General features: G+C 41.6%; 21 protein-coding genes. 6 read left to right on the top strand and 15 right to left on the bottom strand.

Features of this window, described 5'->3' with window-relative positions:
* Window positions 1-2: 2 nt before the first annotated feature.
* The 3 genes from eboC to F0361_RS10935 are packed head-to-tail and all read right to left on the bottom strand — an operon-like array spanning window position 3 to window position 2667.
* Window positions 3-902 carry a UbiA-like protein EboC gene (gene eboC, locus F0361_RS10945; RefSeq protein WP_154918656.1) on the bottom strand — a complete coding sequence of 300 codons (900 nt, stop codon included), beginning with the start codon at window positions 900-902 and terminating at the stop codon, window positions 3-5.
* 1 nt (window position 903) lies between these two features.
* A complete protein-coding gene (locus F0361_RS10940; protein ID WP_154918655.1) occupies window positions 904-1812 on the bottom strand; it encodes a TatD family hydrolase in 909 nt (302 codons plus the stop codon).
* Between the two features lie 6 nt (window positions 1813-1818).
* Window positions 1819-2667, bottom strand: a complete 849-nt coding sequence (locus F0361_RS10935; protein ID WP_154918654.1) for an EboA domain-containing protein — start codon at window positions 2665-2667, stop codon at window positions 1819-1821.
* A 98-nt stretch (window positions 2668-2765) separates the two neighbouring features.
* Here F0361_RS10935 and miaE point away from each other — a divergent pair, with 98 nt between their 5' ends.
* Complete coding sequence (gene miaE / locus F0361_RS10930) at window positions 2766-3347, top strand: tRNA-(ms[2]io[6]A)-hydroxylase (RefSeq protein ID WP_154920212.1); 582 nt, start codon at window positions 2766-2768, stop codon at window positions 3345-3347.
* Between the two features lie 13 nt (window positions 3348-3360).
* Here miaE and ppk1 read toward each other — a convergent pair whose 3' ends face one another.
* The 8 genes from ppk1 to pyrR all read right to left on the bottom strand — a co-directional run bounded on the left by ppk1 (window position 3361) and on the right by pyrR (window position 9946).
* Window positions 3361-5430, bottom strand: coding sequence for a polyphosphate kinase 1 (gene ppk1 / locus F0361_RS10925; RefSeq protein WP_154918653.1), 2070 nt, complete (start codon window positions 5428-5430; stop codon window positions 3361-3363).
* Complete coding sequence (locus F0361_RS10920; RefSeq protein ID WP_154918652.1) at window positions 5430-5915, bottom strand: SixA phosphatase family protein; 486 nt, start codon at window positions 5913-5915, stop codon at window positions 5430-5432. Before F0361_RS10920 ends, ppk1 begins: the two co-directional genes overlap by 1 nt.
* Window positions 5916-5925: 10 nt before the next feature.
* Window positions 5926-6573, bottom strand: a complete 648-nt coding sequence (gene pdxH, locus F0361_RS10915; protein ID WP_154918651.1) for a pyridoxamine 5'-phosphate oxidase — start codon at window positions 6571-6573, stop codon at window positions 5926-5928.
* 102 nt (window positions 6574-6675) lie between these two features.
* Window positions 6676-7176, bottom strand: coding sequence for a hypothetical protein (locus tag F0361_RS10910; RefSeq protein WP_154918650.1), 501 nt, complete (start codon window positions 7174-7176; stop codon window positions 6676-6678).
* A 52-nt stretch (window positions 7177-7228) separates the two neighbouring features.
* Window positions 7229-8137, bottom strand: a complete 909-nt coding sequence (locus F0361_RS10905; RefSeq protein ID WP_154918649.1) for a ribonuclease Z — start codon at window positions 8135-8137, stop codon at window positions 7229-7231.
* Window positions 8134-8466 (bottom strand): ribonuclease Z, encoded by a 333-nt coding sequence (locus F0361_RS10900; protein WP_154918648.1) that lies wholly within the window; start codon window positions 8464-8466, stop codon window positions 8134-8136. The genes F0361_RS10905 and F0361_RS10900 overlap by 4 nt, the downstream gene beginning before the upstream one ends.
* Window positions 8467-8474: 8 nt before the next feature.
* Window positions 8475-9401, bottom strand: a complete 927-nt coding sequence (locus F0361_RS10895; protein ID WP_154918647.1) for an aspartate carbamoyltransferase catalytic subunit — start codon at window positions 9399-9401, stop codon at window positions 8475-8477.
* A 5-nt stretch (window positions 9402-9406) separates the two neighbouring features.
* Window positions 9407-9946, bottom strand: a complete 540-nt coding sequence (gene pyrR / locus F0361_RS10890; RefSeq protein ID WP_154918646.1) for a bifunctional pyr operon transcriptional regulator/uracil phosphoribosyltransferase PyrR — start codon at window positions 9944-9946, stop codon at window positions 9407-9409.
* A 384-nt stretch (window positions 9947-10330) separates the two neighbouring features.
* Here pyrR and F0361_RS10885 point away from each other — a divergent pair, with 384 nt between their 5' ends.
* On the top strand, window positions 10331-12850 hold the full coding sequence (locus F0361_RS10885) for a TonB-dependent receptor plug domain-containing protein (protein ID WP_154918645.1): 2520 nt from the start codon (window positions 10331-10333) through the stop codon (window positions 12848-12850).
* A gap of 105 nt (window positions 12851-12955) precedes the next feature.
* On the opposite strand, the gene rpsA is transcribed toward F0361_RS10885, so the two are convergent.
* Window positions 12956-14800, bottom strand: coding sequence for a 30S ribosomal protein S1 (gene rpsA / locus F0361_RS10880; protein ID WP_154918644.1), 1845 nt, complete (start codon window positions 14798-14800; stop codon window positions 12956-12958).
* 265 nt (window positions 14801-15065) lie between these two features.
* Here rpsA and F0361_RS10875 point away from each other — a divergent pair, with 265 nt between their 5' ends.
* The gene (locus tag F0361_RS10875) at window positions 15066-15446 is read left to right on the top strand and encodes a LysM peptidoglycan-binding domain-containing protein (protein ID WP_138259176.1); all 381 of its coding nucleotides are present in this window, start codon (window positions 15066-15068) and stop codon (window positions 15444-15446) included.
* A 45-nt stretch (window positions 15447-15491) separates the two neighbouring features.
* Here the strand turns inward: F0361_RS10875 and cmk are convergent, their stop codons facing one another.
* The 3 genes from cmk to F0361_RS10860 form a co-directional block, all read right to left on the bottom strand.
* Window positions 15492-16187, bottom strand: coding sequence for a (d)CMP kinase (cmk, locus tag F0361_RS10870; RefSeq protein WP_154918643.1), 696 nt, complete (start codon window positions 16185-16187; stop codon window positions 15492-15494).
* Window positions 16188-16236: 49 nt separating this feature from the next.
* On the bottom strand, window positions 16237-18687 hold the full coding sequence (gene lon / locus F0361_RS10865; RefSeq protein WP_138259178.1) for an endopeptidase La: 2451 nt from the start codon (window positions 18685-18687) through the stop codon (window positions 16237-16239).
* Between the two features lie 185 nt (window positions 18688-18872).
* The gene (locus F0361_RS10860) at window positions 18873-19445 is read right to left on the bottom strand and encodes a sugar O-acetyltransferase (RefSeq protein WP_154918642.1); all 573 of its coding nucleotides are present in this window, start codon (window positions 19443-19445) and stop codon (window positions 18873-18875) included.
* Between the two features lie 108 nt (window positions 19446-19553).
* Between F0361_RS10860 and F0361_RS10855 the strand changes: the two genes are divergently transcribed.
* Genes F0361_RS10855 through F0361_RS10845 form a run of 3 tightly spaced genes read left to right on the top strand, consistent with a single transcriptional unit; the run spans window position 19554 to window position 21743 of the window.
* A complete protein-coding gene (locus F0361_RS10855) occupies window positions 19554-20108 on the top strand; it encodes an RNA polymerase sigma factor (RefSeq protein WP_154918641.1) in 555 nt (184 codons plus the stop codon).
* On the top strand, window positions 20108-20668 hold the full coding sequence (locus F0361_RS10850; protein ID WP_154918640.1) for a hypothetical protein: 561 nt from the start codon (window positions 20108-20110) through the stop codon (window positions 20666-20668). Before F0361_RS10855 ends, F0361_RS10850 begins: the two co-directional genes overlap by 1 nt.
* Window positions 20649-21743, top strand: a complete 1095-nt coding sequence (locus F0361_RS10845) for a DUF4097 family beta strand repeat-containing protein (RefSeq protein WP_154920210.1) — start codon at window positions 20649-20651, stop codon at window positions 21741-21743. The genes F0361_RS10850 and F0361_RS10845 overlap by 20 nt, the downstream gene beginning before the upstream one ends.
* The last annotated feature ends 34 nt before the right edge of the window (window positions 21744-21777 follow it).

The following is a 21777-nucleotide window of genomic DNA, read 5'->3' as shown; positions in this document are numbered from 1 at the left end:
CACTAGGTAACGGCAAAAATTCTTGAAAGTAACAAAGATAAAGGCAAAAGTAATAAAACCAGCAGTCCCACATACCAGTGGCTAAAACCGGCTACCCAACAGGCATCCATAACAATGAGGGACAAAACCCCGGCCATGACCGCCTTTTTAATATTCCTTGGGGAGTTTTCCCTGTAGGCTCTTAATAAAGGCCTAATCACCAAAAACCCAAATAGGACAATAAAAGGTAGGGAAATAAGTATTCTATCGGTATTCAAAGTAATGGTAATCGCAATAAAAGCCAATACCAACATATATAAAAAACCGGCGATCGCAATATGGTTTTTGTTATCGCCATGGACCTCGCCCCTACTGATCAGCGTGATGGCGAAAATATAGATCATGGGTACCACGGAAACCCACCATACCTCCAACTGTCCCAAGATGGACATCCCCAACAATAGGTTCAATCCCCTGCATATTCCCATGACCAAGGGCCCAAAAAAGGAATGCTTTTTGGCCAAGGCATCGTAGACAAGGATTGAAAATATCAAAATACCTGCAATACTGCCACTTACCTGATGCACCGAAAATGCCAAGTAAAGCCCGATGAAAAATAAAAACACACCCCATAAGGCAGCCTGGTTTTTAGGTATGAGTCCGCTGGGAATAGGCCTTTCCGGACGCTCAACGGCATCCAATTTGGCATCGAAGACATCGTTGAAAACCACACCTCCGGCGTACAAAAACACCGATGCAAAAACCAAGGAAAGAACAGCAGTCCCGTTCGCCGAAAAAAAATCAGGAATTGCTATACCGGAAGAAAAAAGTGCCAAACTTATACCGGCAAAGATATCCGCTGCCGCCGTAGGTAAATTGGCAGGCCTTGCCAGTCTGGCAAAACCCATGATTTTTTTCATCATTCTAAGAGATTTGTTCGGAATCTATCCGAGGTGTCTGCCCTCTTAAAACGCTGTTATCATTAAAAAGTTGTGATTGGTCGATGCCTTTTGGCTTTAACCAGTGTTCCTCCTTCATGCGTCCATTTTTGCTAAACGCATCCAATGCGTTTTGGTAACAGGTTTTCACTACATCTTCACGTGAAATCCCCCGTTTAAGCATTAAGGAAGCAGTTTTTGGCACGGCCAACGGATCACTTACACCCCAATCCGCGGAGCTGTCAACTATGATATTATCGCTACCAAACTTTCGAACCACCTCAACCATACGTTCGTTGCCCATTTTTGTCTTGGGATAAATGGTAAATGCGGCGATAAAACCCCTATCCAAAACCTCTTTTACGGTCTCCTCGTTATTATGGTCGATAATTACATTGGCGGGGTCCAAACCATGTTCCAGACATACTTCCATGCTCTTGATGGTGCCCGCTTTTTTATCCCTATGCGGTGTATGCACCTGTACGGTCATATCCAATTCCTTGGCCAGTTCCAATTGCATCCTAAAATATTTGTCCTCTGCGGGAGTTTGATCATCATACCCTATCTCTCCAATGGCGACCACATTCTCCTTATGCAAATACAACGGCAGAAGTTCCACCACCTGTTCCGCCAAGGCCTCATTATTGGCTTCTTTTGAATTTAGGCCAATGGTACAATAGTGCTTGATCCCAAACTGGCTGGCCCTGAAGGGTTCCCAGCCTACCAGGCTACTGAAATAGTCCTGAAAGGACCCGACCTGAGTTCTGGGTTGGCCCAACCAAAAAGAAGGTTCTATTATAGCTACCACGCCCGCTTGCTGCATGGCCTCATAGTCATCGGTCGTTCTGGATGACATGTGAACGTGTGGGTCGATTATCATCAATTTATCCTGCATATTTCTTTAATTCTTTAAGTTATTCCAAGTTAGTTTTCCTGCTGCTATCTGCTGTTTCAAGTCGGGTCTACGATTCAAAATTTCCATGGCTTCGGTAGTACCGGCATAATAACAGCACAAAGCCCCGGCCATATTCTCCAGGGCATCATCGGTCTCCATCAAATGTTCCATATCCTGAAGCAACACCGGATTCAAAAAGCCCGAAACCGGCCTCCAGAACATAGGGTCTATTTTTCGTGAAGCAGCCCAACGCTCGTGGGCATAATCCGATATGATCCTTGCCAAATCCACGTTGGCACGTTCCGCTACCGATGGTATTTTCGAGAGATCTCGTTCCATAAACGCAGCTTTTAGATACATCTGGTTCCACTGCTGGTCGTTGAAGTATTTGGCTGGATATGGATTGTTCAAGGTAATGGCATCAAAAATAACGGATATGTTCGTTCTCAAGGCTTCTACGGCCGTAAATAGGAACATTTCCGGGTTTGGCAATAGGTCCAGAAACTTTAAGAAGGTCTCCAATTCCGTTATATCGGCCACCTGGATGATGTTGGCCACTTTGGGCCCATAAAATTCGGTGTCGATTTCCAAAACCTTGATAAGCAGGTAAATTCTGGCTACCTCCAACAAGTTTGCATCTCGGGAGGTTAAAAATTCGAGTGTTCCTTCATCGGCATTTGCTACCTTGAATGTAGTGCTCTTGTCAAATTTTGAAGCCAAGAGGCTGTACGTCATGAACAGGTCCCGTACGGATTTATCCGATTCCAGTTTTTGGGTTTTTTCCGTCAGCCATTGCATTGAACCTGAATCCGCTTGGACTCCTAGCGCTTCCTTTATCCGTTCGCTTACCTGCATTGTACGTGTATTCTAATTTCTCTCCTCCCAAAAATAATTATTAAAACCCACAAAGCCTTATTTTTACATAGTAAACAAGGTAAATAAGCGTTAAAATGATGTTAGGTTTAAAATTACCCACCGATCCAAGATGGGTAAATATTGTGGAAAAGAATATCGATGAAATCTTGACGGACCATGCCTATTGCGAACAAAAGGCCGCCAGTACGGCCATCTCCCTGATTGTCTCATTTCCAGAATACACGGAATTGGTTGAGGAAATGGTGGCATTGTCCCGTGAGGAAATGGGGCATTTTAAAATGGTGCACGACCTGATTTTGGAACGAGGTCAAAAATTGGGCAGGGACCGAAAGGACGAATATGTGTTGGAACTGCTTAAATTTTTTCCCAAGGGCGGAAGCAGAACCACCCAATTGGTACACCGACTCTTATATGCGGCGTTAATTGAAGCCCGAAGCTGCGAGCGCTTTCGACTTTTATCCGAAGAACTTCCAGATAAAAAATTGGCCGATTTCTATCATAAACTCATGATCAGCGAAGCGGGTCATTATACCATGTTCCTAAAATTCGCCCGCAAATATGGGGACCGAAAAGAGGTGGATTCAAAATGGCAGGCCCTGTTGGAATACGAAGCGGATATCATGAAAAACCTAAGCAAAACAGAAAAGGTACATGGGTAAAGCTAGGTGGCCTTTACTTCTCCTTTAACTTCTTTACGTAGTAATCGTACGTTTCAAACTGCGAACGGTGTTTGGGCGTTTTGGCCTTTATGTACGCGTTGTCCTGTTTCTCGGAGAAAACCCTTGCTTTTAGGTTATCCCGCCAGCAAATTTCAAAAGTATCCATCAGTTCCTGCTTGATATCCTCATCATAGATGGGGCAACCAACCTCAACCCTATAATCGAGGTTTCGGGTCATCCAATCCGCAGAGGAGATATAGACTTTTGGATTTCCGGCATTGGCGAACACGAACAGCCTGGTATGCTCCAAGAATTTATCGACAATACTGATGGCCTCAATGTTCTCGCTCATTCCCTTTACGCCGGGAACCAAACAACAGATTCCACGAACGATCAATTGGATCTTAACCCCTGCCCTACTTGCTTCGTACAGTTTATCCACCATCTCGTAGGAAGTGAAACTGTTCATCTTTATTTTGATGTAGGCCTCTTTTCCCACGATAGCATTGGCGATTTCCTGTTCAATAAGCCTATGAAATACCTTTTTTGTATAATGTGGCGAAACGATCAAATGCTTGTACTTATTTATCTTGTAGGTCGTTTCAAAGAAATCAAAGACCTTGTTCAACTCCTTAAGAATTGGTGCATGGGAGGTAAACAAGGTATAATCGGTATAAATACGCGCAGTGGACTCGTTAAAGTTTCCGGTACTGATAAATCCGTATCGTTTTAGACCTTCGTCCTCTTCGCGTTCTATCAGGCAGATCTTGCTATGGACTTTTAGTCCAGGAACCCCAAATATCAATTTTACACCTTCCGCCTGCAACTGCTCTGCATACTCAATATTTGCCTGCTCATCAAACCTAGCCTGCAACTCAATTTGTACCGTCACCTGTTTTCCGTTCTTTACGGCATTGATAAGCGACGCGGCCACCTGGGAGTTGTTCGCCAACCGGTATACCGTGATTTTAATGGTGCGCACTTTTGGGTCCAAGGCAGCTTCCCGCAGAAACTTAAGGATATAGGTAAAGGTATGGTATGGTGTGTATTGTAGGTAATCCTTATGGGTTAGACTTTCCAAAATACTCCCCTCAATGCTCAGTCCCTTTACGGGCAGTGCCTTTATTTTATCATACAGTAAATCGTTCCTGTCCAAACTTGGAAAACCCATATAATCCCTTTTGTTGTGGTACCTACCACCGGGAATCACACTATCCGTATCCTCAATTTGCATTTTCTCCTTCAGAAAGGCCAAGGTGTCCTTCGCGATACTTTTATCATAAACAAAACGTACAGGGTCGCTTATTTTTCTATGCTCCACACTGGAAGAAATCTTCTCTATAAAACTTTTGCTCAAGTCATTGTCCATATCCAGTTCCGCATCCCTTGTAATCTTGATCATGTGGGCGGAAATGGATTCATATTCGAACATGGTAAAAATATTGCCCAGGCAATACCTGATCAAATCGTCCAGGATTATGATGTAATTTTTATCGCCTTCCTTTGGCAGTACCACAAATCTGTCCACTCCTTTTGGAATCTCAATTAGCGCGAAGCGCTTTTCCTTTTTTCCGTTGTCCCCCTTGATTATCATTTTTACGGCCAAATAAGCGGCCGTATCCTTTAAAGTAGGAAAACGTGTAAGGTCGTTGAGGATGATGGTCATTAGCTGCGGACTCACATTCTGAAGAAAATACTCCTTTACAAATTCCTTCTGGTTTTTGTTCAAGGCGGTTTCCCGAATGATAAAAATGTTCTCCCGCTCCAACTCTTCCTCTATATGTTTTAGGATAACCAAACTTTTACTTTGCTGACGTATAACAATCTCTGTAATCTCTTCGAGTAGGTCCTTTGCCTTTTCACCTCCCAAAACACTTTTACCGGTCTTGCCCGCTTCCACGATTCTTTTCACAGTGGCATATCGTACCTTGAAGAATTCGTCCAAATTGTTCGAAAAAATCCCCAAGAATCTTAAACGCTCAATGAGCGGGACATTTTTATCCGCACTTTCCTGCAGTACGCGTTCATTGAACCATAACCAACTTATCTCTCTATTTACGTACTGATTGTTGAATTTCACCATTATTTTATGTGCTTAGGAAAAATCGTTTCTACTATTTTGCCCTGGGAAATGTTCGCCCAAGAATCTTGCTTGAACCGTATGTGGACATAACCACTTGTTGGAACGTTGTCAATATAGGAATCTCCAAGGGAATTTACCAAATGGGTAAAGGCATGATTATGTCCAAAAATCATGACCGTACCCAAAGAATCATCCATTTTTTTCACAAAATCAAGTACTTGGTTCCCTGAAAAATCATAAAGATCCATTGCAATTTGAAACTTGGTCATGGGAAATTTCAGGTTCCGCAAACATATCATGGCCGTATGCAAGGCTCTATTTGCGGGACTTGAAAATACGAAGTCCGGATTCAGATTCGCTTTTGAAAGGTTATTTCCCACCCTATGGGCATCCGTAATGCCCCTTTGTGACAAAGGCCTGTCCTGGTCGCCAACATCAAGGTCCCATGAAGATTTGCCATGGCGCATAAAAAGTAGATTCTTCATTCTTTATTGCTTAAGGTGCCAAGCGTTCCATTTTCCAATCCCAATCCTCTTGCAAGGTAAACCGGATCCTATCGTGTAACCGATTAGGTCTTCCCTGCCAAAATTCAATGGATATGGGCCTCACCAAATAGCCGCCCCAATGATCTGGTCGTGGCACTTCCTTATTTTTGTAGGTAGCCTCAAGTGTTTTAAGTTCCTGTTCCAGGACATCCCTAGAGGCGATAACACTGCTTTGGTTGGATACCAAGGCTCCCAATTGGCTTCCTTTTGGCCGGGATTCAAAGTATCCATCGGATAGATTCTCGGCAACCTTTTCCGCTTTTCCCTTTATGATAACCTGACGTTCCATATTGGGCCAAAAAAAAGATATACAAATGTTGGGATTCGCCGCGATGGCCTTACCCTTTTCACTGGTATAATTTGTGTAGAAAATAAAGCCCTCATGGTTGAACCGCTTCAACAAAACCACCCTGCTTTTGGGAAAGCCATCCAATCCAATGGTAGAAACGGTCATCGCGTTGGGTTCATCGACACCATCTGACTGCTCCACTTCATGGAACCATGTTTTAAAAAGCTGCATGGGATTATTGGATATACTATCCTCCATCAAGGCACTTTTCTCATACGATTTCCGATAATTCCCTAGGTCTTTCTGCATGCTAAAAACTAAAAAAATCAAGATACTCAAAGATCACTAAAAATAACAAGACCCCAAAAGCTTTAATCACCTTTGGGGTCTTATTAAACAATTAATTTTAACCTATTCCAACCTTTTAAAACTCATTTGGGTCTGTACTGGTGCATCGGCAGGATATGAAATATAATACAAGGTCAATGTTTCGTTCTTTATGGTAAACCGATTCCCATAAGCCTCTCCATTCAATAAGATGGTCTCGGGCTTCGGCTTAAATCCTTTTTCCCAAGAAGTATTTTCAAAAACCCTAATAAATACACTATCATTGTTAACTTCAAAAGTTCCTTTATTTTCAGATTGCCCCATTAGTTCATTTGGGTTCTCATCCTTAAAACCATAGTAATTCACTTTATAGGTGTAGGTTCCATCCAACTCAAAGGTGTGCAAAGTCTCTTCATCGAAATACCGATATTCCTCTCGTATACCGCCACTAGGTATTTCATCGAAACGGTTCCAAGTACCGATGATGGAACTACCTCGTAACTCAGCGTTTATTCCATCTTCTTTTTCACAAGAAATTGATAGAATAAGCACAAAAAATAAACTAGGTAAAAATGAATTTTTCATGATAGGCTTTACTTAAGGATATTCGAGCTGCCTAAAGGTTGCGTAGAAAGATTTAACCTATGTGGAAAGATTTACCATCATCTGCTAATTCAACTGGTTCGAATACCACAGATGCTTCCTTTCTAAATAACTCCAAGGAACTATATCGTGTTGAATAATGGCCCAATATCAATTTACCAACGGAAGCTTGTTTTGCTATTTCGGCGGCCTCTTTGGCCGTTGCGTGTTTTGTCTTTTTGGCCAAATGAACTTCGGATTCCAAAAAAGTAGCCTCGTGGTACAAACAGTCCACCTCCTTTATCAGGGGAACAATACTAGGATGATAAGCCGTGTCGCTGCAAAAAGCATAGGAAGTCGGTTTAGGTGGATCGAAAGTCAATTCCCTGTTGGGAATGATTTCGCCTATTTCGGTAACAATATCCTTTCCCTTTTTGATAGTATTGAAATATGCCTTGTCTATTTCATAATATCGAACGGCCTCAATGTTCAAGGTGCGTTCCCTCTCCTTTTCCCTGAATAAAAATCCATTGGTATAGACCCTGTGATTTAAGGGTATCGTTTGTACGGTTACTTTTGCATCCTCAAAAATAACCTCGCTATCCAAGGAGGTCAATTCATGAAAACGCAAGGGATAATTTGTCCAGGAATCACCCAATTTTAACAACATGGTAATAACTTCCTTTATCCCTTTAGGGCCATAAATATGGAGTTCCTTTTCCCTTCCCAATAACCTAAAGGTGGAAACCAGGCCCGGTAGTCCAAAAAAATGATCGCCGTGTAGATGCGAAATAAAAATGTGGTTGATGCGGGAAAATTTGATTCCGTGTTTCCTAAGCTGGACTTGGGTACCTTCCCCACAGTCGATTAGAAACATATGATTTTTGACTTCCAGTACCTGGGAGGTTGGGTTGGTCAAAGTTCTGGGCGTGGCGGCATAACACCCTAGGATGGTCAACTTCAAAGCTCCAAATCCCTTTCAATTTCCTCCATTTCAATGATATCCTTTGCTTCCTGTAAGGTAGGTGCCACAATAATTTCATCGGGGACGTCGTCATACGAAACCTTATTCGTAACGATTACAAAGGATTTGCCCGACTTACGATGTCTGTTGGAAATGTCCAAAAACTCCATGACATCCCCAGAGGTCAATGTATCAAACGAAAAAAGATTGATTATGAGGTTGTCATTTTTGACTTCCGAATATTTTTCATCCAAGTTTTTCAAAAAGATGGATAGTGATTTTTTTTCCTGATATATTAGGGTCGTAGTTCCGTCCTTATCAAAAATCATACTTACAATTATTTAATTTTTGAAGCTAACAAATAAATGACCGCCATGCGAACGGCCACACCATTTTCTACTTGATTGAGTATGATGGACTGTTTGGAATCTGCCACATCACTTGTTATTTCCACGCCGCGGTTGATGGGACCGGGGTGCATTATTACGATTTCCTTGTCCAAACTGTCCAGCAATTTCTTATTTACCCCAAATTGTTGGGTGTACTCCCTGGTTGTTGGGAAGTAGCTTATATCAAGTCGTTCGTTCTGTATACGCAACATATTGGCAACATCGCACCATTCCAAGGCCCTTCTTAAATCCATCTCAACCCCTACCCCTAAGGATTCTATATATTTGGGCATCAAAGTTTTTGGTCCGCATACCTTTACATTTGCGCCTTGCAGTTTTAGCGCAAAAATATTGGAAAGTGCTACCCTGGAATGCAAAATATCCCCAACGATGACCACGTTCTTTCCCACAACATCACCCAACTTTTCCCTAATGGAATAGGAGTCCAACAAGGCTTGGGTAGGATGTTCATGGGCTCCGTCCCCGGCATTTATTATAGAAGCCTTGACATGTTTGGCCAAAAAAATACCGGCCCCAGGATTGGGATGTCGCATGACCACCATATCCACTTTCATGGAGAGGATATTGTTTACGGTATCGATAAGTGTTTCGCCTTTTTTAACCGAAGACTGGCTTGCCGAAAAGTTCAGGACATCGGCGGAAAGTCTTTTTTCGGCCAATTCGAAGGAAAGCTTTGTACGGGTACTGTTTTCAAAAAAAATATTGGCGATGGTAATATCGCGCAAGGAAGGAACTTTTTTAATGGACCGATTGATTACTTCCTTAAAATGATCCGCAGTTTCAAAAATGAGCTGAATATCCGATTCTTTCAAATATTTGATTCCCAACAAGTGATTTACACTCAGTTCGCTCATTTGTACTATCTATTTATCAAATAAATTATGTCTTCCCCATCATTTTCCTCCCACATCACTTTTACCTTTTCGTTGTCTATGGCATCCACCTGTCTACCTCTGTAATTGGGCTGTATGGGCAGATGTCTGCTGAATCTTCTGTCAATCAGGGTCAACAGCTCAACTTCCTTGGGCCGACCGAAGGATTGTAAGGCCGTTAAGGCTGCATTGATACTACGCCCTGTATACAGCACATCGTCAATTAGAACCACCTTTTTGTCCTCCACCAAAAAATTGATTTTCGTCTTGGTCGCCTCCAGTGTTTTTTCCCCTCTTCTAAAGTCGTCCCTATAAAAAGTAATGTCCAAAAAACCGAGGTCTATATGTTTAACCTTGTATTCTTCCAATAAAATTTTGGTAAGCCTTTGGGCTACATATATTCCTCTGGGCTGTATTCCGATTAACACGGTGTTTTTGAAATCCTCATGGTTTTCAAGCAGTTGACAGGCCAAACGGTGAAGGATAATATTGATTTCCTTTTTGGAAAGTAGGACTTTTTGACCCATAATTCGTCACACATGCTTTAAGCAAAGCAAAAATAGGGAATTAACTTCAAATAGATCGAGATCAATTTCTATTCGATTTTAGATAAAGGTGTTCGGATTAAGTAAGAAGAAACTTACTTATCAGAAAAAACAATAAAATTTAGTAGCGGTAAATCTAAATGTTCAATGAGGATTTTTGATTCTGTGTTGAGAATTAAAATTAAAAGTATTTACCGAAAAAATTGTTAAATAGGTAAAAATATTATCGATTAATTATTAATTTCCTACAAATCAACAGGTCTTACTGTAAAACTTAAAATACTAATAAAGATACCTTTAAAGAATACCTTTGGAAGGTATCGTATTTTAATAGTTTGAAGACAACGCACTTAAAAAAACAACGATATGAAAAAAATCCTTGCTTCCATCATTTTAGGCTTGGTCACAATTTTCATGGTGCTGTCATACTCCAAGATTTCCCAGGAATACGTATTGTTGGAAAAAGTAAAGACCAAGCTCATCGATTACCGGCAAAGACTCGCTCCTGAAAAAACCTACCTGCATACTGACAAGGACGTATACACCAATGGCGATACCATTTGGTTCAAGACCTATCTTGTGGATGGAATTACCCATGAGGTTTCCAATAAAAGCAAAGTTGTCTATGTCGATTTGGTAAATGACCGGGATAGTGTTGTGGCCCAGCGCAAGTTGTTCGTGAACGACAAGAGCGTTGCAGGGGATATTGAAATAGCCTATAAAATCCCACAAGGAACTTACACCCTACGTACATATACGAAATATATGCTCAATGATAAGGAACCTGTGATATACCAGAAGCAGATTCCCATAATCGTCCAAAAGTTGGAACAAGGCCCAAGTTTGGATAACCCTATGTCAAATAGAACCTTGGAAGGGTTTGGAGTCACTGCATCCAAATCAGTTTCAGGTATCCCCAAAATCAAATTCTATCCTGAAGGTGGCGATTTGGTCACAGAACTTCCAGGAACTATTGGTATCGAGGTTTTGGACGGTAACGGAAACGGTGTAGCCCTGAAAGGCGACATCATAAGTTCCGAAGATGAAATAGTAACAAGCTTTGAGTCCCATGAATTCGGTTTGGGAAGGGTTCGGTTCATCCCAAGGGAAGGCAGAAAATACCGCGCCAGTTTTACCGTGGATGGCAAGGAATATGCCTACCCTTTGCCTGAGTCGGTTTCCTCCGGGTATCTATTAAATCTCCAAAACAGGGAGGACCACATCTTGGTCCAAGTGGCCAGTAGTCCTGACCGTACTTTGGAAGGCACCCTATTGGTAGGACATCTGCGTGGAGATCTCATTTTCAAGAGAATTGGGGAGCCTTCGGACAAATCGTCCTATGCCACAAAGATTTTTACGAGTGAGTTGAAGGATGGCGTTGCACATTTTACCTTGTTCGCTTCCAATGGGGAACCACTGGCGGAACGCTTGGTATTCATTGATCATCCTAACAACGATGCTGAGATTTCTTTCTCAGCTCCGGGCAAAGTTTATGGGAAAAGGGAAAAGGTGAATCTGGACGTGGTACTGACCGATGCAAATGGCAGCCCCTTAAAAGGGGATTTCTCCGTGGGGGTCGTTTCCAAAAATGGCATTGACCAAGGCCATGTCAACTCATTTAAAAGTTGGCTGCTTCTAAATTCTGACCTGGGGGGAAGGATAGGCGATCCCGACTTTTTCTTCAAAGACGGTTCCAAGCACCGTAAGTTTCTATTGGATGCCTTGATGCTCACCCATGGCTGGCGTAGGTTTGTCTGGAAAAATATGCTCTCCGACACTTTAGTCAAAATGCCGAAAATATCCCCGGAAAAAGGTATCATGGTACGTGGAAAGACCACTAAGTTTAAACTACCGAATAGGCCAAAGGAGACATTCGTTATCCTGAATTTATACGGAGTTGATCTAATCAATTCAAAGCAAAAAACCAATGAGCAAGGCAAATTTTCCTTCGGCCCCTTTTATTTTACCGATACCTTGGAAGCAACCGTGGAGGCCTATGATTCCCTTGCTAAATGGGATTCGAAAAAAAGTAATTTTTCCATTGCCCTAGATGAACAATGGCCAAGGATGGCCACAACGATAAAGGGGCAACAGGTCCAAAACACAATTCAAATATCAAAGGAATATGCCAAGGAAGAATACCAAAGAAAGGTTACGGACTATTTATACGATCCGGTAGGTGTGACCCAATTGGAAGAAGTAACGGTCACCGATAAGGACAAAAGGTTGACCAGACACGAAATGGCGACCAATTCGAATCCTACCGCTAGAATGACCACAGGGCCATTTTCAAGTCGGCTTTTCAGGGAAGATGTACTAGGGAACGAAGCAATGAGTGCTATGGATTTGTTGGCCAGAACACCAGGTGTAAGAGTTACTGGGACTTTTCCCAATCAAAGACTAGTAATATTTCAATCAATTGGAAATGGCGACCCATTAATTCTTGTAAATGGTACTACGGCAACAGTAGATTTTCTCCAACAATTAAGGGCGATTGAAGTCGAATTTATAGACGTAGTTAAAGGTCCTGATCTAACTATCTTTGGTTCCAGAGGTGCGGGAGGAGTAATCGGCATTTACACGAACAAATCCTATGAAGAGCTAGTCGCTCAGGAACAATACCCTGGTGTAGTTTCGTTTAAAGTTCAAGGCTTTTACAAAACGAGGGAATTCTATACACCTGACTATTATGAAGAAGACCCAAAAAAACCTGATTATCGTACGACCCTGTATTGGAATCCGGATTTGGCCTTTAGCGATGCAGGGCTATCCCAAATCGATTTCTTTACAGGTGACAAAACCGGAATGTTCCAGGTAAGGGTGGAAGGCATCACAGAGGATGGAAGGCCCATGGCCGGTCTATATGATATTGAAGTGGTCGATTAGGAATCAAAACACTTATATAGAATAAATTTGGCTAAAAAAGACGAAACAAAAAAACCTTGACCAAATGGTCAAGGTTTTTTTCCTGTTAACCTCTGAAGAAAATAGTTACTTCTTCTTTTTGGAATCTGCTTCCATTTTATCTTTTAACGCTTGTAGAGCATCATTGGCATCCCCTAATGTTGGTTTTGCCTCTTCTGACGCTGCAGACTGCCTTTGGGCCGCTGCTTTTACATTGCGTTGTTCCTCTTCCCTGAAGATAGCAGTGTGGCTAGCCACAACGCGTTTGAAGTCTTTATTGAACTCAATAATCTTGAATTCCGCCTCATCGCCTCGGCCTAGTTTTTTACCATCTTCCTTTTCAAGATGACGCTGTGGAACAAAGGCCGTAATATCCTCGTTAAAGTCTATAGTAGCTCCTTTATCCACTACATCGGTTATGGCAGCTTTGTGAACCGTACCAACAGCAAATTCCTCCTCGTACTTATCCCAAGGGTTTTCAGTGGTCTGCTTGTGACCCAAGCTCAACTTACGTCCTTCCACATCCAATTCCAATACCTCTACCTCTAAAGTATCACCGACATTGGTGAACTCCGAAGGATGTTTGATTTTCTTGGTCCAAGAAAGATCGGAAATATAAATAAGTCCGTCAATACCTTCTTCCAACTCAACAAAAACGCCAAAGTTGGTAAAGTTACGTACGATACCTTTGTGTCTGGAACCTACAGGATATTTAGAAGTGATATCTGTCCATGGGTCCGGAGTCAATTGCTTGATGCCCAAAGACATCTTACGATCTTCCCGATCCAAAGTCAATACAACCGCTTCAACCTCATCCCCTACTTTCACGAAATCCTGAGCGGAACGCAAGTGGGTGGACCAGGACATTTCAGAAACGTGGATCAAACCTTCTACACCTTCAACAACCTCAATAAAGGCGCCGTAATCTGCTATAACGACAACTTTACCTTTTACTTTATCACCAACCTTGATTTCATCGCTTAGTGCTTCCCAAGGATGTTTCTCCAATTGTTTAAGACCTAGTTGGATCCTGGATTTGTTTTCATCAAAATCAAGAATAACAACGTTCAATTTTTGGTCAAGCTCAACAACCTCGTTCGGGTGGTTGATTCTGCTCCAGGAAAGGTCTGTAATATGAACAAGTCCGTCAACACCACCAAGGTCGATAAAGACACCGTAGGAAGTAATGTTCTTGACTACACCTTCCAATACCTGTCCTTTCTCCAACTGGCTGATGATCTCTTTTTTCTGTTCTTCGATATCCGCTTCAATAAGCGCTTTGTGCGAAACAACAACGTTCTTGAACTCGTGGTTGATCTTGACCACCTTGAACTCCATTGTTTTGTTCACATATTGATCGTAGTCCCTGATAGGCTTAACGTCAATCTGAGAACCTGGTAAGAACGCCTCGATACCAAAAACATCGACAATCATACCTCCCTTGGTTCTACACTTCACATAACCGGATACGATTTCCTCCTTGTCATGAGCGGCATTCACCCTATCCCAAGCTTTGATGGTACGCGCCTTCCTGTGAGACAATACCAACTGTCCGCTTTTGTCTTCACGGATATCAATCAATACCTCTACCTTGTCACCTACCTTTAAATTAGGATTATATCGAAATTCGTTCAATGAGATGACACCTTCTGACTTGGCATTTATATCAATAATTGCCTCCCTATCGGTCAAATACACTACCGTTCCTTCCACTACTTCCTCATCGGCAGTATCAACGAAATTTTCGGCAACCAATTCTTCGAATTCCTTTAGCTTGGAATCGTCTACTCTTTCGATTCCTTGCTCGTACTTTTCCCAGTTAAAATTTTCCAAAAACTCCTGTGGGTCCTGCTTTGGGGTCTCCTTTGCAGTTTCTTGTGTAGTAGCTTCCATAGTTTCTTCTACTTCAGCCGTTGTTTTTTCTTCAGCCATGTGCTGATATAAAATTTGTATTCCATAACCCAATCAAGATGTAAGCAATGATTATGAAAGTTATTATTGATCTATTTTCTGTCCCTTTTCCATCTTGATTCGCTTGCTAAAAAAGGAGTGCAAAACTACAACTAAATTCCTTAATACACAACTTGTTGAAATCCTTGCTATGCGCTGATTACAGTATTTTGTGAATTTGGAAAGGTTTTGAACAATAATTAGTACCTTAACCGCATAAATATTAACCGTTAAATTGAAATTAATTATGAGCGTAAAGGCAAAGTATCAACCCGTTTTGGACCTGGGGGAACAACTTGGTATCAAAGATGGAAATGTGACCGTTGAGGGCGATGTCCTTAAGGTTAAAGGAATGGCGAAGACCCAGTATGAGAAAAACATCATTTGGGACAAAATAAAGGAAATAGGTGGCGAAAGTCCGTCCGATATAAAAGCGAACATTACCGTAGAAGATGACTCCGTGTATCACAGGCATACCGTTAAAAGTGGAGAATCGCTTAGCAAAATCGCCAAGCACTACTATGGAGATCCTATGAAATACAAGCAAATTTTTGAGGCCAATACTGGCATTTTGAAGAATCCGGATCTAATCCATCCAGATCAGGTTTTGGTCATTCCAAATTTGTAAAATCAAAGAATCAAAAAAAACCGTCAGTAAATCTGACGGTTTTTTTTATTTATTTTTTTCAATGACCCTAAGCGCATGTTCATAAATTCGCTCAAATTGTTGTACCAATCCCATATCACTGTTATCGAATTCAATGGCACCTCCCGCCTTTTTTAAAGGGGAATTTTCCCTGTGCGAGTCTATATAATCCCTTTTTTGAACATTTTCCAGGATATCCTCATATTTTACATCCTCGCCCCGATCTAGCAATTCCTTGTAACGCCTTACCGCCCTTTTTTCGGGGCTTGCAGTCATAAAGATTTTGAGTTCGGCATCGGGAAAAACAACGGTTCCAATATCCCTACCGTCCATGACCACACCCTTATCCTTGCCCATATTCTGCTGTAGGGCGACCAGTCTGGTCCTTACTTCCTTGATTTCGGCGATCTGACTCACATAATTGGAAACTTCCAATGTCCGAATTTGTCTTTCCACATTTTCACCATTCAAATACATTTCGGCAAAACCCAAATCCTGATTAAATACAAATTTCAACTCAATACTATCCAAATCCTCAATAAGACCTGCTGTATCAATTTCACCATCTACTACAAAGCCATTATTCATAGCATATAACGTTACCGCCCTGTACATGGCACCGGTATCTACATATATATACTCCAATTTTTTGGCCAGTTGCTTTGCCAAGGTACTTTTACCCGTGGAGGAAAATCCATCGATGGCTATGGTAATCTTATTCATTGAATGTTTTTATTGCCGATTCCATTTTCTAAGAGGATACAGAAATAGATTATAATTTTTTGGCATTTTTTACTTTCTGATTTGTCAACGCTATGTCGATTACTTCAGACATTTCAGTGACATAATGGAATGTCAACCCTTTTAGATAGGATTCCTTGATTTCCTTTACATCCCGTTCATTATCGGCACAAAGTATAATTTCCTTGATCCTTGCACGCTTTGCCGCCAATATTTTCTCCTTGATACCGCCAACGGGCAAAACCTTGCCCCGAAGCGTAATCTCCCCAGTCATAGCCAAACTTTTCTTAATGCGCTTTTGCGTGAAGAGCGATACTAAGGATGTCAACATTGTGATTCCGGCACTAGGCCCGTCCTTCGGAGTAGCTCCCTCCGGAACATGGATATGTACATTGTACTTCTCAAAAATCGAAGCGTCCAAACCAAACCTATCGGCATTGGATTTAATATACTCCATGGCAATTGTGGCCGATTCCTTCATCACCTTGCCAAGGTTTCCCGTAATACTCAGGTTCCCCTTACCCTGAGACAGAATGGATTCAATGAATAGGATATCCCCACCAACACTGGTCCAAGCCAATCCCGTAACCACGCCGGCAACTTCATTATTCTCATATTTGCTGCGTTCCATTTTTGGAGGCCCCAGCACTTCCTCAATATCCGCGGTGCTAATCTTTACATTATAGTCTTCCTCCGTTGCGATTGATTTGGCCGCATAACGCACCATTTTGGCAATTTGTTTCTCCAGCGATCGTACCCCGGATTCCCTAGTGTACCCCTCAACGATTTTCTCCATTTGGGGTTTACCGATCTTCAAATGACCGGAATTCAAACCATGTTCCTCCAGTTGCTTGGGTAGTAAATGCCTTTTGGCAATTTCAACCTTTTCCTCTATGGTATACCCGCTTACATTGATGATTTCCATACGGTCCCGCAACGCTGGCTGTATATTCCCAAGATTGTTCGCGGTAGCAACGAACATGACCTTAGAAAGGTCGTAGCCCATTTCTAAGAAATTATCATAAAAATCATTGTTCTGTTCAGGGTCCAACACTTCCAACATCGCCGATGATGGATCGCCTTGATGACTGTTGGACAATTTATCAATTTCATCCAATATAAAAACAGGATTCGAAGTACCCGCCTTTTTGAGGTTCTGAACGATCCTGCCCGGCATGGCACCAATGTAGGTCTTTCTATGACCACGAATTTCCGCTTCGTCCCGCAGGCCTCCCAAGGACATGCGGACATACTTTCTACCCAAGGCCTCCGCAATGGATTTTCCCAAAGAGGTCTTACCTACCCCTGGAGGTCCATAGAGGCAGAGAATGGGGGATTTCATATCGTTACGCAATTTTAAAACTGCCAGATATTCTATAATACGTCGCTTAACATCTTCCAATCCGTAATGGTCACGGTCTAAAATACGTTGGGCCCTTTTTAAATCGAACTTATCCTTGGAGAATTCGTTCCATGGCAAATCCAAAAGCAGGTCCAAGTAGTTTCTCTGAATGGAATATTCCGCTACTTGGGGGTTCATACGTTGCATTTTGGCAAGTTCCTTTTCAAAATGCTCCTTTACTTTTTTGTTCCATTTTTTCTTCTTGGCACGTTCGCGCATTTCCTCAAATTCTTCATCATAGGAAACACCACCCAATTCCTCTTGGATGGTCTTCATTTGTTGATGAAGAAAATATTCGCGCTGCTGTTGATCCAAATCGCTCCGCACCTTGGACTGAATATCATTCTTCAGCTCCAGTTTTTGAAGCTCAATGTTCATGTATTTTAAGGTAGCCAAGGCCCTGTCCTGCAAACTCCCGATTTCCAATAACTCTTGTTTCTCCTTTACCGCAAGATTAAGGTTGGAGGAAACAAAATTTATCAAGAAGGAATCGCTCTGAATATTTTTGATGGCAAAAGAAGCTTCACTTGGAATATTTGGATTGTCCCTAATAATTCTCAAGGCCAGATCCTTGATGGAATCTATGATGGCCATGAACTCACTATTGCCCTTTTCTGGCCTAAGTTCCTCGGTTTCGCGAACAGTAGCGGTTATGTAGGGCTTTTTGGTAAGCACTTCGGCTATTTCAAATCGCTTTTTTCCTTGAATGATTACCGTGGTATTTCCGTCGGGCATTTGCAATACCCTTAAAATACGGGCCACGGTACCCAAAGTGTTGATATCCTTTATATCCGGGTTCTCCGTTTCCTCGTCCTTTTGGGACACCACCCCGATCACTTTACTACCATTGTTCGCATCTTTTATCAATTGGATGGACTTGTCCCTCCCGGCGGTAATGGGAATTACCACGCCTGGAAAAAGGACCGTATTCCTAAGGGGTAGGATTGGTAAGGTTTCCGGCAATTCCTCACTGTTCATTTGCTCCTCGTCCTCCGCGGTAAGCAATGGTATCAACTCGGAATCCTGATCGATGCCCTGTAAGGACATATTGTCAAAATTTGAAAATTTAGAATCTCCCATACTCATATATCGGTCATTCTGTCATTAAATTGGACAGCAATTTTTTTATCGTTCAAATTTATAAACCCTTGAAAGACCTTGCTAACAGGGTTTTTATCGTTTTTTAGTCTTTACTTCACCTCTATATTTCAATTCCTATGCCATACCTATAACAAATAACGATAGAAGTTTGGGATTAGAAAACATTATAGCTCCCTCAGAACCTTGCACGGATTACCAACGGCAACCGCATTGTTTGGAATACTCTTGGTAACTACACTTCCTGCACCAATGGTAACATTATGGCCAATTTCAACCCCGGGACAGATAACACTATTACCGCCTATCCATACATTGTCCCCTATAGTAACGGGCATACTTGAAGTAACGTACGAAGCACCATCCGAATTTTCAACTATCCTGTCCGAAGCCTTCAACGGGTGTGACGCAGTATAAATCTGCACATAAGGCGCGATGAGCACATTCTGACCGATACTGATGGCATTATCGTCCAAAAAGGTACAGTTCATGTTCACAAAAGTGCCATCGCCAATGGATATGTTGTTGCCATAATCGCAGAAAAAAGGAGATTCTATCCATACTCCCTTGCCGATACTCTTAAAAAGTTTAGACAACACCCGATATTTTTCCTCGGTCAATTCAGCATCCAAATTGTTGAATTCCTTCAAAAATCTTCGGGCACGGAAATACATTTCCAATAATTCCGGATCCCGGGAATTATAAAGCAGGCCCTGAAGCATTTTTTCTCTTTCAGTCATAAACTAAAAATTGATGAAGCATAAATACCGCTCAATTTAGAAAAACTTTTCGGCCAAAACTGTAACAATGGGTAAATTGGATCATCTCTTAGACAAACCAATCACTTTTTGAGCCAAAGTAAGGTACATATTGATGATTTATTGCAATCGTGCAAGGAAGGTAAACAAAGTGCGCAACTAGAGGTTTACAATCGGTATTACAAAGCCATGTACAACACGGCTTTACGGATCGTAAAACACAGTGCGGAGGCCGAAGACATTATGCAGGAATCGTTTTTGAACGCGTTTACGAAACTGGATACATTTAGAGGCGAGGTTACTTTTGGGGCATGGCTGAAAAGAATCGTTGTGAACAACAGTATTTACCATTACAAAAAGCAACTGAAAAAGAATGAAGTTGCGCTGGAAGATTTAATGTACAAGGTCGAAGATAATGACGGAATTGCTTCGGATCATGTGTTTGCCGAACAAAAGGCTCAAAAAGTAATGGAAACCATGAAACGCTTAAAGGACAATTACAGAATTTCTTTGACCTTACATTTGATCGAGGGGTACGACTACGAGGAAATTAGCTCCATAATGAATTTGAGCTATGCCAATTGTAGGACCACCATTTCCAGGGCAAAGGAAAGTCTTAGAAAAGAATTATTAATTGCGAACTGATGGAAAAAGATAATCTAGAGGATCTGTTCAAAACACTTCAAGGCCGTTTTGATACGGAAGAACCAGCTTTGGGACACCAAGAACGTTTTTTGGCCAAACTGAACCAATCTAATGGCACCGTTTCAACGGCCAAAACTAAATTCAACTGGTGGAAGCCCTTGTCCATAGCGGCCTCCTTGGCCCTTATGGTCGCTTTGGTGTACCCCCGGTTAGACCTGAACAAATCCATAGAGGAACAAGTTGCCGAGATTTCACCCGAGGTTGCCAATACCCAGTTTTACTTTGCAAGTCTCATCGAGCAGCAAGTAAAGGAGTTGGAAGCTGAGGAAACCCCTGAAACAAGAAAAATAATTTCAGACACCATGGACCAGCTTAAAAAACTGGAACAGGACTATAAAATGTTGGAGAATGAGTTGTTAAACGGGGGTAACAGCAAATTGATCCTCAGTGCTATGATAACCAATTTCCAAACAAGAATCGATTTATTGAACGATGTTCTAAATCAAATTGAAACAATTAAAAATTTAAAAAATTACGATGATGCGAACTATACTATTTAAATACGGCCTAGTTATACTTTTGCTTTGCCCGGCTTTTTTATTGGCCGATAACGGTGGAAAACTAAACGGAAAGTACACAAAGGAAAAGACCATAAAAAAGGAGTTTAATGTAAATGCCGATGCTCTTTTAAAGGTAGACAACAGCTACGGCAATCTCAATATTACCTCGTGGAACGAAAATAGGGTCATGATCGAAGTCCATATTAAGACCAACGGTAACAACGAGGAAAAAGTGCAACAAAAACTGGATGAGATATCTGTTTCTTTCGATGCAAGCAGTTCCATGGTCTCAGCAAAAACGGAATTCAACGATAATAAAAATGGTTGGGGCTGGAACTGGGGCAGAAACAACAATGTAAACATGCAGATCAATTACACCATTAAGCTTCCCGTCAAAAACAGTATAAATCTTGACAATGACTACGGATCCATAATATTGGACAGAATAGACGGCCATGCAAAGATTAGTTGTGATTATGGAAGGCTGGAAATTGGGGAACTACGGGGTAGAAACAATCAGTTGAATTTTGATTACACCTCTAATTCCACCATAGGATTTATGAACAGTGGCGAAATCAGGGCGGACTATTCTGGATTTACCGTTGAAAAGGCCGGAAACCTAAAAGTAATCGCGGATTATACCAACACCAAAATAGACCAGATGGAAAATTTGGATTATAGCAGTGATTATGGAAAAATGGAAGTTGGAAACGTGCGGAATATTCAAGGAAACGGTGACTACATTACCGTAAAATTGGGAAGTGTGCACGGTAATGTGGATATAGCATCAGACTATGGTTCCATACGTATTGAGGAATTGTCCGAAGATGCAGGGAATGTCAATATACGATCAGATTATACAGGGGTAAAAATTGGTTACAACGCCAATTATCATTTCGATTTCGATATTACCACTAGCTATGCAGGTGTGAGCGGAAAAGACGATTTTGTTATCAATATCAGTGAGGAAAAATCAACCTCCAAGCACTATAAAGGGTATTATGGAAGTAAGGGAAGTGGAAATATGATTACTTTAAATAGCGATTACGGCAGCATCAGTTTTACCAAAAATTAATATCAATCAAAAGCTGAACGATGTTCAGTTCAAA

The sequence above is a fragment of the Maribacter flavus genome, assembly GCF_008386635.1.
Lineage (GTDB): Bacteria > Bacteroidota > Bacteroidia > Flavobacteriales > Flavobacteriaceae > Maribacter > Maribacter flavus.
Note: the sequence above shows the minus strand (reverse complement) of the source record. Positions and strands in the feature narration are given on the sequence as shown.